This is a genomic window from Nodosilinea sp. FACHB-131, assembly GCF_014695395.1.
Classification (GTDB): Bacteria; Cyanobacteriota; Cyanobacteriia; order Phormidesmidales; family Phormidesmidaceae; genus Nodosilinea.
Genome location: NZ_JACJOF010000027.1, coordinates 527,281 through 542,439, shown reverse-complemented (window position 1 = coordinate 542,439; position 15,159 = coordinate 527,281). Strand labels below are relative to the sequence as shown.

The window sequence follows — 15,159 nt, the reverse complement described above, 5'->3', positions numbered from 1 at the left end:
ATCGCTCAAAAGGGAGATTCTGTAACTGTGCCGCCTAGGTTTTCAACAATCGATCGCGTGTTGGCCGCCATCATCTTGAGATAGCTATCTCCGTCACTACCAGGAGCACCAATAGAGTCAGAATAGAGAGCTTGGGGTGCCAAAGCCACCCCAGATTCATTGGCCACAGTCGTAATCAGCTGTGGATTAATGGTGGTCTCGGCAAAAATGGCGGGTACTCCCAACCCCTTGATCGACGCAACCAGCTGCTGCACGGTGCGGGCACTGGGTTGCTCCTCGGTGCTCAGACCAATCAGGGTGCCCGCTACTGTGAGACCGTAGGCGTTGGCATAGTACTGAAAAGCATCATGGGTCGTGACCAACTGCCGCTGCTCTGGGGGAATGGTAGCCGTTTGGATCTCGACCCAACCGTGGAGCTGCTCAAGTTCGGCAATGTAGGCAGCGGCATTAGCAGTAAATAAGTCTGCCTGGTCAGGATCTAGCTCAATCAGCTGATCCCGAATTGTCTCAACCATGGGCACTACATTGCTCACATCGCCCCACACGTGGGGATCAGGTACGGTGGTTGTCCCTTTTTGCAAATCTAGGGGCGGCACCACCTCACCTACGGCTACCCGCTGGGCTTCTACTCCCGCCGCATTGAGCAGTCGAACCAGGTTGGGCTCCAAGTTGTAGCCGTTGTAGAAGATCAGGTCGGCGTCTTCAAAGGCAATGGTATCAGCGGGTACGGGCTCATAGACGTGGGGATCGGCACCGGGCTGCAAAATGCTGGTTAGGGCAACTTGATCGCCACCTACTTCGGCGACCCAATCGGCAATGACAGTACTAGTAGCCACCACGGCGGGGCGTGAATCATCGGCTCTAGTTGAGGCGAGGTCTGACTTTTGAGCAGAGTCACAGCTTACCAATCCCAGCCCTAGGAGCAATACCACAGCGGCTGTTCTTCCATACCGTGGATACAGATTCATGCGTTGCATAAGCTGCTTTTCATAATCATTTCATTTTCACGATACAATACATTTCATAATCATTTCATTTTTGCGATTGCAGCTCCTCGTCCCTGCGTTAGAGATACCAGTATGGCTCCTGCTCCCTGCATTACTATCGACCACCTCAGCGTCAACTACCGTGACGTGCAAGCCCTACGTAATATCAACCTCACCCTGCGCCCCGGCAAACTGGTAGGCGTCTTTGGTCCCAATGGTGCGGGCAAAAGTACGCTGATCAAAGCCATGCTAGGACTGATGCCCTTGGTAACCGGACGTGTCACCTACGGCGAGGATACCCTGGCCCATCAGCTTGATCGGGTGGCCTATGTGCCCCAGCGATCGCAGATCGACTGGACTTTCCCCGCCACGGTTTGGGATGTGGTGATGATGGGCCGTGTGCAAAAAACCGGTTGGTTTAACCGATTTTCGACAGCTAGCCGTCAAATCGCTCAAGACGCCTTAAACCGAGTTGGCATGGCGGACTTTCGCGATCGCCCCATTGGCGCCCTCTCCGGTGGGCAGCAGCAGCGAGTGTTCTTGGCTCGCGCCCTGGCCCAGGAAGCCGACATCTTTTGCTTTGACGAGCCCTTTGTTGGGGTTGATCAAAAGACTGAGGATGTGATTTACAAAATTTTCCGCGAGCTAGCCGCAGTGGGCAAAATTGTTCTGGTCGTCAACCATGACCTGGGCGAATCAATTATGAACTTTGACCAGCTCATCCTTCTCAACAAGGAGCTAATTGCCACTGGCCCCCGCGACTGGGTGCTCACCCGCGACAACATGACCCGCGCCTATGGCGGCCACGTAGGCTTCTTTGGCCATGTCGCCTGAGCTGGCCTTGCTGAACGGGTTAACTGAGCCATTGCAGTACGCCTTCATGCAGCGATCCCTAGCGGTGGCGATCATGGTGGGGATCATTTGCTCAGTGGTGGGCAGCTACCTGATGGTGCAGCGCTTAGCGCTGCTGGGGGATGCCATTAGCCACTCGGTGCTGCCGGGGCTGGCGATCGCATTCTTGCTGGGCGTCAATATTTTTGTCGGTGCCTTCATCGCTGGGGTGCTCAGCACCGTCATTATTGGCTGGATTCACACGCGATCGCCCATTAAAGAAGACGCCGCCATGGGCATTGTCTTCTCGGCCTTTTTTGCCCTGGGCATAACGTTAATCACTACTATTCAAAAAGATAACAAGATCGACCTCAACCACTTTCTCTTTGGCAACATTCTGGGCGTAACGGCTGGGGAAGTGCGCGATACGGCCATTATTGCCGCATTGGTACTCCTAATCGTGGTTTTGCTATACAAAGAGCTGCTGTTCTATAGCTTTGACCCCCTCGGGGCTAAGGCCAGCGGCCTGCCCACAGGGCTGCTCCACGCCGGGCTGATGGTGCTGATTGCCCTCACCGTAGTGGCCAGCATGAAGGTGGTGGGGGTCATTCTGGTGCTGTCGCTGCTGATTGCGCCTGGGGCCACGGCCTACCTGCTGGTCCCTCGTCTGCACCAGGTCATGCTGCTGGGCGCGGGGGTAGGGGTGTTTTCGAGCGTCAGCGGCATGTATTTGAGCTATTACCTCAACCTGCCCTCTGGCCCGGCCATTGTCATGGTGGTATCGACGCTGTTTGCCCTGGCGTTTTTGTTCAGCCCCCGCTACGGGGTGCTGATCGGCTCTGGTCGCTGGCCCTTTAAAGTCAGGCGTTAACTACCACAGCTATGGGAGAAACGATAGCTACCCCTCTGATTGGGTACGCAACTCCTGGGCACGCAGGTAGAGCTGCACCCACTGAGCTTGAATCTGCCGACTCTTGAGCCCTAGACGGCGGGCTAAATCGTCAGGGGCATGCTCCGCTTTATAGGCTGTTAAGATCGCCTGCTCTTCCGGGGAAAGATTTTGCCAGAAGCCATCCCATTGGGCTGGGGTGAGACCAAAGTTGTGCTCTTGTAGCGAGGTTTTCAACCAGCCGAGCACCATAGCAGGCTGCTCCCGCAGGGCAAAAATTCGAATTGCGTGATAGCTAATTTTTTCGCGCAGGCGGTAGACCTGCTGCACGGGCAGGTCAAGCGTTTGGGCAATTTGCTCTTGAGAGAGACCGTTGAGATGCAGCTCTAGCCAGCGAGCCGCCGTGTCGTCAAGGTTGCGGCTGAGGTAATTGGCAAAGGAGTTTTTGACCTGCTGGCGCATACTCTGCTGCTCCAGTTCGTTTTGCTCGTCCTGGTATTGGTTCCAGGCCTCTACGTCGAGCAGGCTGAGCGAGTCTTCACTGTCGTTGGGGGCAATCTCGTCAGAGACCAGGCGAATCAGCTCTCCTGTGGGAACCTGGGTCATGCCGCCTTTTTGGCTGCGGCGCAGATAGTTAACGAAGCGATAGATGATTAAGGGCTGGTTGCGAATGGGGCGCAGGCAGTATTCTTCAAGGCTGGCCAGCATTAGCAGATTGCGCAGTCGTGAGTTTTGGGTGCAGGTCGAGATCCACTTGAGCTGCTGGGCGAGGTGGCGATCGCTGCGCATCATCTCTTGAATCACTTCCTGGATGACATCGACTACGGTGCGGCGGCGATCGCGGCTGAGGGAAATCCAGGTTTTAATCTTGTTGCGAATCAAAAACAGACTGCTGAGCCGCTTGATTAGCCGCTGATAGCCCTGCTCTGGGCTCACGTCCCAATAGCGCTGCTGCAAAATGCGATAGCGATACTCAATCGCCTGACGGGCGATCGCGAGGTCAGCATCAGCCAGGGCAGCCAATCGTTCCGGCGTTTCTCCTAACAGCCAACTGACAACGCTTTGACAAACCGACTGGGGCTGATTGGGAAAGTCCTCCCGCAAACGGGATAACCAAACCTCGGCTATAGTGTCTGCCGCGACCATGCAATCAAATCCTTTCCGGGTGTGCCCAAGCTGGCTGTAGGCTTTATCTTAGTATCTGATCTCTTCAGACTCACGATCTAAAGCGTGTTTTTTAGCCTGCGCAGGCTGCGGTGGCTAACACTAGGTCAAAAGCTTTACACAAAATTTATGTCTTTTGTCGCTCTAGTAAGATTCTGCGAAGGGTATTCTCTACGGCCAAATTTGCCCTTCACAGACTGATAGTGTGCACATGAACCCATATGTACTTATACGGTAATCATCTTGTGACAAAGGTCACACTAAGTACCCCGTAGTTCCAGTATGATTTCGGCTAAAGCAGTATTTGTGTAAAAAAAGGCACAAATTGACCTGGCTTTTAAGCGTATCTACTGACAAGTTGGTATAAATTTTTCAAGCCTCTAGCACACGCGTTCCGTCAACAGGGTCTACCATGCTATCCCTTCAGACAAATAGCTCTGGAAGTGCTTCTCCAGAGACTTCTATATCTATGATTCATCCGTCAGCCCGGTGCCTAATAAAGCGTTCCATCGATATCTTGGGTGCCCTGATAGGATTGGCCATACTAGTTTTGGTAGCGCTGCCAGTTGCTCTAGCCATTAGGTTAGATAGTCCTGGCCCTATTTTCTATGCCCAAACCCGTTACGGTCTCAAGGGTAAGCCCTTCACCATCTGGAAATTTCGCTCCATGGTGCAAAATGCTGATGCCCTTAAGAAAACAGTATCGAATCAGGCCCAGGGGCTGATCTTTAAGAACGAAAATGATCCCCGCATCACCCGAGTTGGCCGTGTTTTGCGAAAAACAAGCCTGGACGAGTTTCCACAGTTTTGGAATGTACTCAAAGGCGATATGAGCCTGGTGGGCACTCGCCCCCCCACAGAAGATGAAGTCTCTCGCTACAGTCCTCACCATTGGCGGCGACTCGATGTTAAGCCTGGCATCACCGGACAATGGCAAGTCAGCGGCCGCTCGGCGATCAAAGACTTTGAAGAAATTGTGCACCTAGACTTGCAGTACCAGGCTATCTGGTCACCCTGGTACGATCTTCAAGTCATTCTCAAAACGGTCACCGTACTGCTCGATCGCAGAGGTGCTTTTTAAAGGCACTAGTCCTGCAAATCAATGCTCTCGTCGACCTCAGTGTCTGTAGCAATTACCAGGTTATCGCGATGGATAACCGTATCTGCTCCAGCGTAACCTAGGATAGCTGGGATATCTTCTGACCGGCGACCCAGAATCTGAACGAGGTCTCGGGCACTATAGTTAATGATGCCTCTAGCAATATCTTCGCCGCTAGCAGCACAGATCACGACAGCGTCCTGGGCTTCAAAATCCCCTTCTAAACGGGTAATGCCAGCGGCCAAGAGCGACTTTCCTCCCTGCAGAATGGCTAGAGTTGCACCCTGGTCTAAGTAAAGACGGCCCGAGGGAGCAAGGCCAGCGGCAATCCAGCGCTTCCGGGCACGGCTAGGTCGGGGCGATGGGGCAAATTGCGTGCCTACTGCTTCTCCCGCGATTGCCTTGATCACATTCTGGGGCTGACGACCGTCGGTAATGACGGTGCGCACCCCTGCCGTAGTAGCGATTTGAGCAGCTTCTAGCTTAGTTAGCATACCGCCCGTCCCCCAGGCCGATCCCTGGCCACCCGCCACCGCTTTGAGAGCCTGAATGTCTGCTAACCGATCGATCGCGATAATCGGCTGAGCTTCAGGGTTAGAACGGGGATCAGCAGAATATAAGCGATCGACATCGGTCAGTAGAAATAGCCACTGAGCACCAATCAGACTAGCGACCAAAGCCGAGAGGGTATCATTATCGCCAAACTTAAGTTCTTCCACAGCAACCGTGTCGTTCTCGTTGACGATGGGAATTATGCCCATCTGCAATAGCTGACGAAAGGTGCGGTAGCTGTTGACATAGCGCGATCGCTGGGCCAGATCGCTGCGAGTTAGCAGCACCTGGGCAATGGGTTGATTTAGGGCCGAAAACAGGTCATCGTAGATGCGCATGAGGCGTCCTTGCCCGACGGCCGCTACGGCCTGTTTCATCGCCAGAGTTTTAGGCCGCTCAGCCAGGTTGAGGCGGCGGCAGCCAATGCCTACAGCCCCTGAGGATACTAAAACAACCTGATGCCCCTGCTGACGCAGAGTGCAGAGGGTTTCGACCAGTGCAGCCAGGGTAGAAAGGGCAAATTGACCAGTGCTAGTGCCAGTCAAGCTGGAAGTACCGATTTTGACCACTAGGGTTTGAACTGAGCTCACGGGCGGGCAGTGTCAGTAGAGATAGCCCTGGCAGTATAACAATCGCCCTAGACGTAGAGCACAGTCGCGGTAGTCACAAAGGGGCGTGGATGAATATTAGAGGCCTCTAAAAACTTTGGGTGCCAACCCGAAAGCCGACACCCAAAAATGGCTTATTAAATTTAAGAGCCTATATAAACTGGCCCCCGTTTATGTATCATTACTATCGCAACGATCCTAAGGTTTCGTCTTAACTCTAATGTTTTCTTTATATTTAGCCCTACGAAGTTTCTCACCCAAGCGATTGCGATATGTGAACTTTTTTTAGATATATTAAGCCAACATTTCAAACGCAATCTTAAAACGTAACCCCAAAGTATTGGGAAATCATCACCTCAAGCGTCCGTAGGGGCGAAGTGCGCGCTACTTGATTAAGCCCCGGCATAGGGTGGACCAAAATAGTAAACAAACCCACTCGGTTGCCAGCTAAAACATCGGTGAATAGGCGATCGCCTACCATGGCCACCTGATTTACGGGAAGGTCCATAGCTGCCAAGGCCAGCTTTAGCTTGCGTCCCGAGGGCTTGCCGGCACTGGTTAGGTAAGGCACATCAAACAACGCGGCAATCCGACTAATACGGTGAGCGTTAACGTTGTTGCTCACCAGCCATACCGTCGAAATAGCCTTCATCTGATGCATCCATTGGGCTAGGTCGGGGTTGGTTTCAGCCTGACGCAGAGGCACTAGGGTATCGTCCACATCCAGGATTAGCCCCTTCAGGTTGTGCTGAGCCAGCAGCTCAGGGGAAATTGCTAAGACGTTGCCGTCCAGCACTAAATCGGGTTGCAGCAGGCGAGAAAACGACATAAAAAAACCATAGCCCCAAACGTAGCATAGTCTAGATCGACAGCCTAAAGCTGCTTGAAACGCCAGCCGCAACTGATTGCAGCGGTTGAACCACGGCGATCACGCAGAGGACTATAGCGCAAACGAACTAGGGCTAGTTGTCGATGGTGGCGCGGATGGCATCACGGGCGGCTTCGTGCTCGGCCAACGTGCGGCTAAACACATGGGTACCGTCGTAACGAGCTACAAAAAACAAGTAATCGGTAGACGCGGGGGCTAAGGCCGCTTCTAAACTGGCTTTACCGGCACTGGCGATCGGAGTTGGTGGTAATCCTGGGTTGATGTAGGTGTTGTAGGGCGAAGGGGTACCCACCTGAGTCCAGGTGAGGGGCTGCTCAGGTGTCTGCACAATACCCAAACCGTATTCGACCGTAGGATCGGCCCCTAGAGGCATGTTCTGCTTGAGCCGGTTGGTAAAGACTCCGGCAATGGTGCCGCGCTCATCGGCAATCACGGCTTCTTTCTCGACGATGCTGGCTAGGGTAGCCCACTCCAAAAGGGTTAGGTCAGTCGTTGCCTGTTGGTAGACGGGTAGCGCTACCGTCTCAAAACGGCTCAGCATTGCATTGACCACCGCCTCCGGGGTCACCCCCTCAGCCGGGAGCTGATAGGTATCAGGGAATAGAAAGCCCTCGACGTGAGGAAGGCCAGCGGGCAGCCAGGGGTATGCATCCTTTGACACCTGCTCGGTAGCCGTTAGGAAGGCATCGGCGGAGAAAAATCCCTCTTCCTCAAAGTAGATTGCCATTTGGCGGCGGTTCCAACCCTCAGGAACCGTAAACGAGGTTTGCACCACCTGACCACTGCGAATCACCTCAGCGATCGCAGTCATCGAGTCAGCTGGGTTCAAGGCATAGGTACCCGCCTGAAACCCACCCTCGGTATTTTGCCAGGTTTGCCAGCGCGACCACAGCTTCCAGGCCAAGGCTGAGCGAATCAGACCAGCCGCTTCTAAATCTTGGCCAATCTGCTGGCCTGGAGTACCCGGCGGAATTTGAATTTGCACCGTTTGAGGCGCGGTTTCGGCAGCGGTTTCGCTGACCGGTTGATTGGCCCAGCTCCACCAAGCCCAGCCCTGCCAAGCTGCCACTCCAGCAGCCAGGGGCACCAATAGTCCTAAAAAACTCCACCGAACCCAGCGTGAACCTTTAGCCATGATTGCACTATCGATAATCTCCGTTGCGGACGTCCCTACTCTAATAGATCAAACAGTTTTTCCTCTAGGCCGCCACGAATAGTTTGAAACTCTTCTGGAGTCACCACCTCTAATGAGCCATCGCTAGTGCGGTGAGCAAAGATCAGCAGCGGGTCGAGGGGAGTGCACAGAGTATATTCTTCGTCCTCGTAGAAGCAGGTTGCCAAAATCTGAAATTCTTCAGTAACGGGATTACCGGCGTCGTCGAGGTCATCTAGCTCTAAGGTAAGGCAGTTATCTTCCTCAGCCTCGGGAACCTCTCCTGAGGCCGTCAGGGTGATAGCAGTGCGCTGGAGGGTCAAATTTTGCTCAGCCAGTACGGCCTTAGCGGTGAGAAAAACCTGATCGATCTCCTCTTCTTCCACATCCATTAAGACGTCGTCGTCGTTGTCGTCTTGCTGCCAAACAAAAATTTCGATGGGGGCATCAATCGGCAGCAGCAGCAGGTATTCGCGATCGTTGAGCTGAAAACTCTGCTCTACCTGACAGGGCAAAAACCGCCCGGCGTCATCGGTGAGAACTACGGCTGACTCGTCAATGGGTTGGGTATTATCCGCCATGGAGGCTACTCTTCTCTCGGTAACCAGGCGCAGTGGGTCAACACCGCAGCCCAGTATGAACACTGAACGGTGTTATCAGAATATCCCATTCGGTTGCGTCTGATTATGATGAGCGCCGTTCATCTAGCCAGCGCTGCAGGATGATGGCAGCCGCTTTACGGTCAATTAAGGCTTTTTCCTGAGCTACAGAATGACCTGAGGCACGCATTAGATGTTCGGCCTCTACAGAACTCAGGCGCTCATCGACATAGACTACCGGCAGAGCCAGGGCCTGACTGAGGCCCTCAGCCACCTTACGCACTTGGCGAGACTGAAAACCCTCTTTCCCATCCATAGTTAGGGGCAACCCCACCACCAATACCTGGGCCTGTCGAGCTGTGACGAGGTGCCGCAAATCGGCCACTAGGTCTTGAAACGATCGCCGCTGTAGCGTCGTCAGCCCGGTGGCAATCAGGCCGGTGCCATCGCAACCCGCGACCCCAATGCGCCGCCGACCAATGTCTAATCCCAGAGCTGAAACCAGCGCCATAGCCTTGCAAAACCTCAGCGATCGCCTTCAGGAGGCGCATCGGCACCCATATCTGGTTTTTGCGACCCCAACATAGCCTGCCAACGCTCTGCCGACCAAGTCATGCGACCAGGCACCGGCTTGCCCGCAGGCTGTAGGCCTGTTAACACATCGGATAGCTGTAGCCCCTCTAGGGAAAGGTGGCGAGCTTCGCGCACTTTGTGCCACACCGATCGCGACATCAGCAGCGCGTGGGACTCAGGAGTCGCTTGAATTTGAGTGAAGCACTCCTCTCGCTCGGGTTGATAATCGAGGGAGGTCAGCCGTAGAGACTGAGCGGGGAAGGGCTGCAAAATTTTAGCCATCTGCGTCATCAGCTCAGGGTAGAGCCAGGTGTAGGCCGGATGCACCGTTAATCCTGCCTCGTGGGGCTGCTGTCCATCGCGGGAGATAGCGAGCTTAAATTGGCCAATCGCCGCTTTACGCTGCTGCTCAAACACGTAGGCGCTGACGGTTTCTACCTGATTGACCAGGCGATCAGCGGTGGCGGTAACACTGCCCAATAGCCCAGTCTTGAAGTCCTGAATTTGGTGATCAAACACCTGGCGGACCAGCGGTGGCATGGAAGCTGTGTCCAGCTGATACAAAAGCTGAGAATCGGCGTTGCTGATCGGCAGCAGGTTGGGTAAATCAGGCTCACGCTGAGCCAAGGCTTCGATCTGCTCAGATGCCATCTCCCAGTAGGTCATCTGAGCCAGAGGCTGAAACCCATTGAAGCGATAGAGCGCTAGGGCCGAGGTGTGGTTGACATCCACTTCGAGCACCCAGGTTCTGGCTTCCCAGATCACCTCGAAGCAGTGGCGCAGCAGCCTTGAACCAACATCCATATAGCCCGAGGCCGCTACATACCCAGAGGTCGCTGTGTCGACCAAAGCGCGACGGTTGATGACCACCTGCTCTACCCGCCAAGTGCTGCGAGTTTGATTGAACGGCGACACCTGAATAAACCCCACCAAACTCTTTTGGCGCTCGGCTACAAAGGTAGTCTGACTTTGCTGCTGCACAGAGCGGGGCAGCCAGCTTAAGACTTTAAGGGGACCATACCAGCGGCGCTGATGATCGAGCCATGTCACAATGGCCTGGGCAGCGTCAAGGTCACCGCCAGCTTCCAGATCCTCTGGCTGCCACTGCTTTAGGTCGTCTAAATCGCGATATTGCAGCGGCCTTACTGTTAGGGTATGGCCAGGGGTCGTCATAGGTGCCATAGGATCTCAGAGATCTGACCTGTATGCCGTCATCCTAGCCGATTTTCCGGATTTCCACACCGCCCCTTGGCGGGGCGAGAGCTGCGTCGACTGGCTTCTAAACAGGTAGAGCTGCTTTCGTAGAGAAAAGGATTCAGCGTTGGCGAGGCTGCAAAATTCACCATTTACAAAACTTATGATTTAGGCGACGATTGCAACTATGGCTGTTATTCAGCTCTCATCTATTAAGAACATTAGAGGTCGAGCTACACAGCCCGACCAGCGGTATCTAGGAATTACCATGAGAAATCTTTTAGCCATCGAGCGGTTTTGCCTATACGGTCACGTTGTCGCCATGGTCTTTGGCCTGGCCGGGCTGCTGTGGGTGGTGCCCCACCCTGGCATCCTAGAGTACTTGCCGGCAGGGCCAACCCTCTTCCGGTGGAGCATGGCCGGGGGCGGTGTTGGCTACATTTTGCTGGGAACTATGGCAGTAGCCCTGTATGCCTATCGCACCCTAGGACTGGGTAGCTTGATCACGTTTGCGATCGCAGCAGTCGGTGTTTCGCTCACGAGTGAGCTGCTGGGCACCAGCACTGGTTTTCCCTTTGGCAACTACAGCTATCTCAACGGGTTGGGCTACAAGGTAGCCGGGCTTGTGCCCTTTACTATTCCACTTTCGTGGTTTTATTTGGGACTGGCGTCGTTTTTGCTGGCTCGCAGCGGTTTGGCCGCTGGGGGCGGTGCCGGCCGCTATAACTGGGCGCGATCGCTAGCCGCCGTGTTTCTGGGGTCTATACTCCTTACTTCTTGGGATTTTGTGCTCGATCCGGCCATGAGCCAGACCGCTCTACCCTTCTGGTACTGGCACGAACCCGGCGCGTTTTTTGGTATGCCCTACCAGAATTTTGCTGGCTGGCTTGGCACCGGAGTCGTGTTCATCGGTATAGCCCTAGGCCTGTGGAAAACCTTCAAATTTTCGCCTGAGCTAGACCAGGGGCAGCTCACCCTCCCCCTAGTCGTATACCTAGCCAACTTCGGCTTTGCCCTGGTGATGAGTCTGGCGGCTGGCTTCTACGTCCCCATCGCTTTGGGAATTTTAACTGGAGCTTTGCCTGCGGTGCTCTGTTGGCGTGCCACCGCCCAGGAAGAGCTGTCAGGTGCATTAGTTGAGTCCGCCCAGGTCATTGAAGCTTCGGTAGCGGCGACTAAAGGTTCTTAGATAGCGCAGCTCTAATTTCTGCTCATTTCTAGAAGTTAACCCCTCAGCCTCGGATGGTAGATACTATCCGAGGCTTAGTATTCTGAAATTGAGTTCGTGAGTCCACAGTCAATAGATTCCATAGTTGTAATGTCCATTTTGAGGTGCTCCTTTGTCCACTGATGTGGTCGCCCTATTTCCTTGGCCAAGTTTTGTAGCGGTCGTGCTGCTGGTGGTGCAGTTGCCAATGGTGGCAGTACTGCTGTCGCGGTTGATGCAGGGTCCCTTTCGCAGACCACCTCTGGCTCCAGCGCCCCCCGACCTCGATTTGCTAGGCACGGTTTCGGTGGTGGTGCCGACGCTCAACGAAGCGGAGCGCATACGTCCCTGCCTGGAGGGTTTGACTCATCAGGGCTACGAAGTGCGGGAAATTTTAGTTGTAGACAGCCGCTCAACCGACGGCACCCAGTCGGTAGTTAGTGCTTACCAGGCCCACGACCCACGGCTGCGCCTGCTAGAGGATGACCCTTTACCCCAGGGTTGGGTGGGGCGCCCTTGGGCCTTGGACTACGGCTTTCGCCAGACATCAACCGCTAGCACCTGGGTGTTGGGCATCGACGCTGATACTCAGCCTCAGCCTGGCCTAGTGGCGGCTTTGGCTAAAGCGATGAACAGCGAGGGCTATGACCTCGTGTCCCTCGCGCCTCGGTTCATTCTCAAGCACCCCGGCGAATTTTGGCTACAGCCCGCTTTGCTGATGACGCTGGTGTACCGCTTTGGCCCGGCGGGCAGCCCCAGTGGCTCGTCTCAGAGAGTGATGGCTAACGGCCAGTGCTTCATGGTGCGGCGATCGCTGCTCGAAAAACTCGACGGCTACCAGGCCGCTTCTACCTCTTTCTGCGACGATGTCACCCTGGCTCGCCACGCCGCCGCCCAGGGTGCCAAAGTGGGCTTTTGGGATGGCACTCGCCTGCTAAAAGTGCGCATGTACGAAGGCATGGCCGAAACCTGGCGCGAGTGGGGTCGCTCTCTCGACCTCAAAGATGCAGCTCCAGCAGCTCAGGTCTGGTGGGATTGGACATTTCTGGCCGTTGTGCAGGGGTTGCCTTGGGTGCTCGTACCGGGACTAGGGATACTTCAGCACTTTGCACCCGCATTGTGGTCGTTGGCGCTCCAGATCTTGCTCGCCGTGAATATGACATTGCTCTTGATGCGCTTGGGCATGCAGGCAGCGGTAGCAACGGCCTACGATCTCAAAGGAGCACCAGGAGCCTGGGCTTTTTGGCTGTCGCCCCTGGCCGACCTGGCAGCGGTAGCCCGCATTGGTCTCTCTTCTCTGCGGCGGCCTACCCAATGGCGAGGGCGGCAGTATCCAGTTGTGGACTAGAGCACAGGGGTAAAGCTTTAGGCATTCCAGCTTCTATAGGGATAGCGAGCAAGGTTAGAGTTCTGATAGCGCGGGTCGTCACTCACCTCTGCGCCTATCCAGTCAGGCAGGTCGACGACTTGATCGGCACTGGTAAGCTCGACCTCTGCGACAATCAATCCCTGGTTTTCGCCCAGAAACTCGTCTATTTCCCACACTACATTCCCCAGGGGAAGGCGATAGCGCGTTTTTTCAATCAGGGGCGGCTGACAGAGGGTTGCCAGTATAGTCTGGGCATCGGCAACCGGAATAGAATACTCGAATTCGGGACGCACTAAACCCACAGCTGGGCCTTTGAGGGTGAGATAGGCGCGATCGCCCACTCGCCGCACCCGCACAGTGCGTGCATCTTGAGTGGGAATGTAGCCCTGACAGATCAATTCACCCTGGGCAACCTGCCGCCAGTCGTCGCCCACCACCAAAAATTTGCGCTCGATTTCTTGGCCCATTGACTTGCTCTAGGAGCTACCTTTGCAGCGTAGCCTAACTTGCTATGGCCTAAGGGATTTTAGCGAATTCGGCTTAGCAACTCCCTTGTGCACTACCGCCTACATGCAAGGTGGTTAGCGCTCCCGAATAGCGTTGGCAGAGCGCAGCAGCACTATGGGGCGATCGCCCTAGGGCATAGCCTAGTGCCCGTCCCAATAGGAGGATGGAGCAGCCAACATGAGCTTTCCTAAGAAATACGCCGCAGTACGTAGCTAGTCAGGTCTTGGAGGGCCTGGCGAGCGGCAGAAGGGGGCAGATGCTCTAGGCAGGTTGCCGCTAGGCGAGCATGAGTGGCGGCAAGTTCACGCGATCGCGAAATACCGCTGCTTTGATGTACTAAGTTAATCGCCTGCTCAAAATCATCGGCCTCAGAAAACTCTCGCTCAATGAGAGTTGTGAGAAAAGGGTGCTCAGCCATCGCATAGAGCACAGGAGCAGTCAAATTGCCACTCCTCAGATCGGAGCAGGCAGGCTTACCCAACACCTCATCAGAACTAGTGAAGTCGAGAATATCGTCAACCACCTGAAAGGCCAGGCCCAGATGCCGACCGTAGTCATAGAGCTGCTCGATTACGGTTTCCGACATTTCGCTCAGCACCCCTGCCGCCTTAGCGCTATTAGCCATCAGCGATGCTGTCTTGAAGTAGCTCTTATCCAGATAGGCATCAATGGAAAAGCTGGTATCAAAGCGGTTTAGACCCTGCTGAATCTCGCCCTCGGCCAAATTCATAATCACCTGGGAGAGCAGCTTGACCACCCGTAGGTTGTCTAAGTTAGCCAAATACCACGAGGCTTGGGCAAACAAAAAGTCACCCGCCAGCACGGCGATGCGGTTGCCAAAACTACTGTGCACAGTGGGCACTCCGCGCCGCACACTGGCTTCATCGACCACATCGTCATGCACAAGGCTAGCCGTGTGGATCATTTCGGTAATCTCGGCCAGGCGGCGGTGCTTGGGAGTTATCTCTTGCCCCGGCAGGGTGGCCTTGGACAGCAGCAGAACAATGGCTGGACGCACCCGCTTGCCCCCAGCACCAAACAGATGCTCGGCCGCCGCTGACAAAATGGGATGCTGTGCCCCGACTAACCCCTTTAGGTTTTGGGTCATCAGGTCAAGGTCGGACTCAACCGGTGCGAAAAGAGAAGTTACTGAAGTCATAGACCCCGGCAAGAGCGCTAAAGTTACGAATTTTTACATATTCTATCGTCATTCTAAGACAACCCCAGGAGGAGTATCGGTAAAAGCTCAGCCTTTTTGTTGTCTACCAGCCTTTGGCCAAAGCCTAGCCAAGGGTCAATCCTAAGATGAAACCCCTTGGCAAGCATGGATTACACGCTCTAAACCAGCACCACAGCGTTGGCTAAACAGCACGAACCGATTTTCAAAATTAGCCCAAAACTTCAGCAACTTTACGCCTCATATTTCCCACCCGACAGCAGAATACCGTGATAAAATTAACTTAAGAATTTCTCAAGAAAATAAACAGAGTCGGCAAGATAGCTTGCCTGGTTTTGTTTTATTTGGCCGTTTGAGGCGAT

General features: G+C 54.5%; 15 protein-coding genes. 5 read left to right on the top strand and 10 right to left on the bottom strand.

Annotated features, from left to right (window positions below; all coding sequences use genetic code 11):
• Positions 1 to 5: 5 nt before the first annotated feature.
• Complete coding sequence (locus tag H6F75_RS18805; protein WP_190753955.1) at positions 6 to 968, bottom strand: zinc ABC transporter substrate-binding protein; 963 nt, start codon at positions 966 to 968, stop codon at positions 6 to 8.
• A gap of 111 nt (positions 969 to 1,079) precedes the next feature.
• Between H6F75_RS18805 and H6F75_RS18800 the strand changes: the two genes are divergently transcribed.
• Together H6F75_RS18800 and H6F75_RS18795 are read left to right on the top strand one after the other, a co-directional pair.
• On the top strand, positions 1,080 to 1,820 hold the full coding sequence (locus H6F75_RS18800) for a metal ABC transporter ATP-binding protein (protein ID WP_190753954.1): 741 nt from the start codon (positions 1,080 to 1,082) through the stop codon (positions 1,818 to 1,820).
• The gene (locus H6F75_RS18795) at positions 1,810 to 2,688 is read left to right on the top strand and encodes a metal ABC transporter permease (RefSeq protein WP_190753953.1); all 879 of its coding nucleotides are present in this window, start codon (positions 1,810 to 1,812) and stop codon (positions 2,686 to 2,688) included. Before H6F75_RS18800 ends, H6F75_RS18795 begins: the two co-directional genes overlap by 11 nt.
• Before the next feature lie 27 nt (positions 2,689 to 2,715).
• Here H6F75_RS18795 and H6F75_RS18790 read toward each other — a convergent pair whose 3' ends face one another.
• Complete coding sequence (locus tag H6F75_RS18790; protein ID WP_190753952.1) at positions 2,716 to 3,852, bottom strand: HetZ-related protein 2; 1,137 nt, start codon at positions 3,850 to 3,852, stop codon at positions 2,716 to 2,718.
• A 487-nt stretch (positions 3,853 to 4,339) separates the two neighbouring features.
• Between H6F75_RS18790 and H6F75_RS18785 the strand changes: the two genes are divergently transcribed.
• Positions 4,340 to 4,951, top strand: a complete 612-nt coding sequence (locus H6F75_RS18785) for a sugar transferase (protein WP_242020129.1) — start codon at positions 4,340 to 4,342, stop codon at positions 4,949 to 4,951.
• Positions 4,952 to 4,956: 5 nt separating this feature from the next.
• Here H6F75_RS18785 and proB read toward each other — a convergent pair whose 3' ends face one another.
• From proB to H6F75_RS18755, 6 genes are all read right to left on the bottom strand, one after another.
• On the bottom strand, positions 4,957 to 6,111 hold the full coding sequence (gene proB / locus H6F75_RS18780; protein ID WP_190753950.1) for a glutamate 5-kinase: 1,155 nt from the start codon (positions 6,109 to 6,111) through the stop codon (positions 4,957 to 4,959).
• Positions 6,112 to 6,448: 337 nt separating this feature from the next.
• Complete coding sequence (locus H6F75_RS18775) at positions 6,449 to 6,958, bottom strand: YqeG family HAD IIIA-type phosphatase (protein WP_190753949.1); 510 nt, start codon at positions 6,956 to 6,958, stop codon at positions 6,449 to 6,451.
• A 133-nt stretch (positions 6,959 to 7,091) separates the two neighbouring features.
• Complete coding sequence (mltG, locus tag H6F75_RS18770; RefSeq protein ID WP_190753948.1) at positions 7,092 to 8,153, bottom strand: endolytic transglycosylase MltG; 1,062 nt, start codon at positions 8,151 to 8,153, stop codon at positions 7,092 to 7,094.
• A 35-nt stretch (positions 8,154 to 8,188) separates the two neighbouring features.
• Positions 8,189 to 8,752, bottom strand: a complete 564-nt coding sequence (locus H6F75_RS18765; RefSeq protein WP_190753947.1) for a DUF3727 domain-containing protein — start codon at positions 8,750 to 8,752, stop codon at positions 8,189 to 8,191.
• Positions 8,753 to 8,855: 103 nt separating this feature from the next.
• Complete coding sequence (gene ruvX / locus H6F75_RS18760; RefSeq protein WP_190753946.1) at positions 8,856 to 9,281, bottom strand: Holliday junction resolvase RuvX; 426 nt, start codon at positions 9,279 to 9,281, stop codon at positions 8,856 to 8,858.
• A gap of 14 nt (positions 9,282 to 9,295) precedes the next feature.
• Positions 9,296 to 10,525, bottom strand: a complete 1,230-nt coding sequence (locus tag H6F75_RS18755; protein WP_242020124.1) for a GNAT family N-acetyltransferase — start codon at positions 10,523 to 10,525, stop codon at positions 9,296 to 9,298.
• Positions 10,526 to 10,805: 280 nt separating this feature from the next.
• Here H6F75_RS18755 and cruF point away from each other — a divergent pair, with 280 nt between their 5' ends.
• Together cruF and cruG are read left to right on the top strand one after the other, a co-directional pair.
• A complete protein-coding gene (cruF, locus tag H6F75_RS18750) occupies positions 10,806 to 11,726 on the top strand; it encodes a gamma-carotene 1'-hydroxylase CruF (protein WP_190753945.1) in 921 nt (306 codons plus the stop codon).
• A 151-nt stretch (positions 11,727 to 11,877) separates the two neighbouring features.
• Positions 11,878 to 13,092, top strand: coding sequence for a 2'-O-glycosyltransferase CruG (cruG, locus tag H6F75_RS18745; protein ID WP_242020121.1), 1,215 nt, complete (start codon positions 11,878 to 11,880; stop codon positions 13,090 to 13,092).
• Between the two features lie 17 nt (positions 13,093 to 13,109).
• Here cruG and H6F75_RS18740 read toward each other — a convergent pair whose 3' ends face one another.
• Both H6F75_RS18740 and sds read right to left on the bottom strand, forming a co-directional pair.
• A complete protein-coding gene (locus H6F75_RS18740; protein ID WP_190753944.1) occupies positions 13,110 to 13,580 on the bottom strand; it encodes a CYTH domain-containing protein in 471 nt (156 codons plus the stop codon).
• 227 nt (positions 13,581 to 13,807) lie between these two features.
• The gene (sds, locus tag H6F75_RS18735; protein ID WP_190753943.1) at positions 13,808 to 14,779 is read right to left on the bottom strand and encodes a solanesyl diphosphate synthase; all 972 of its coding nucleotides are present in this window, start codon (positions 14,777 to 14,779) and stop codon (positions 13,808 to 13,810) included.
• Between the last annotated feature and the right edge of the window lie 380 nt (positions 14,780 to 15,159).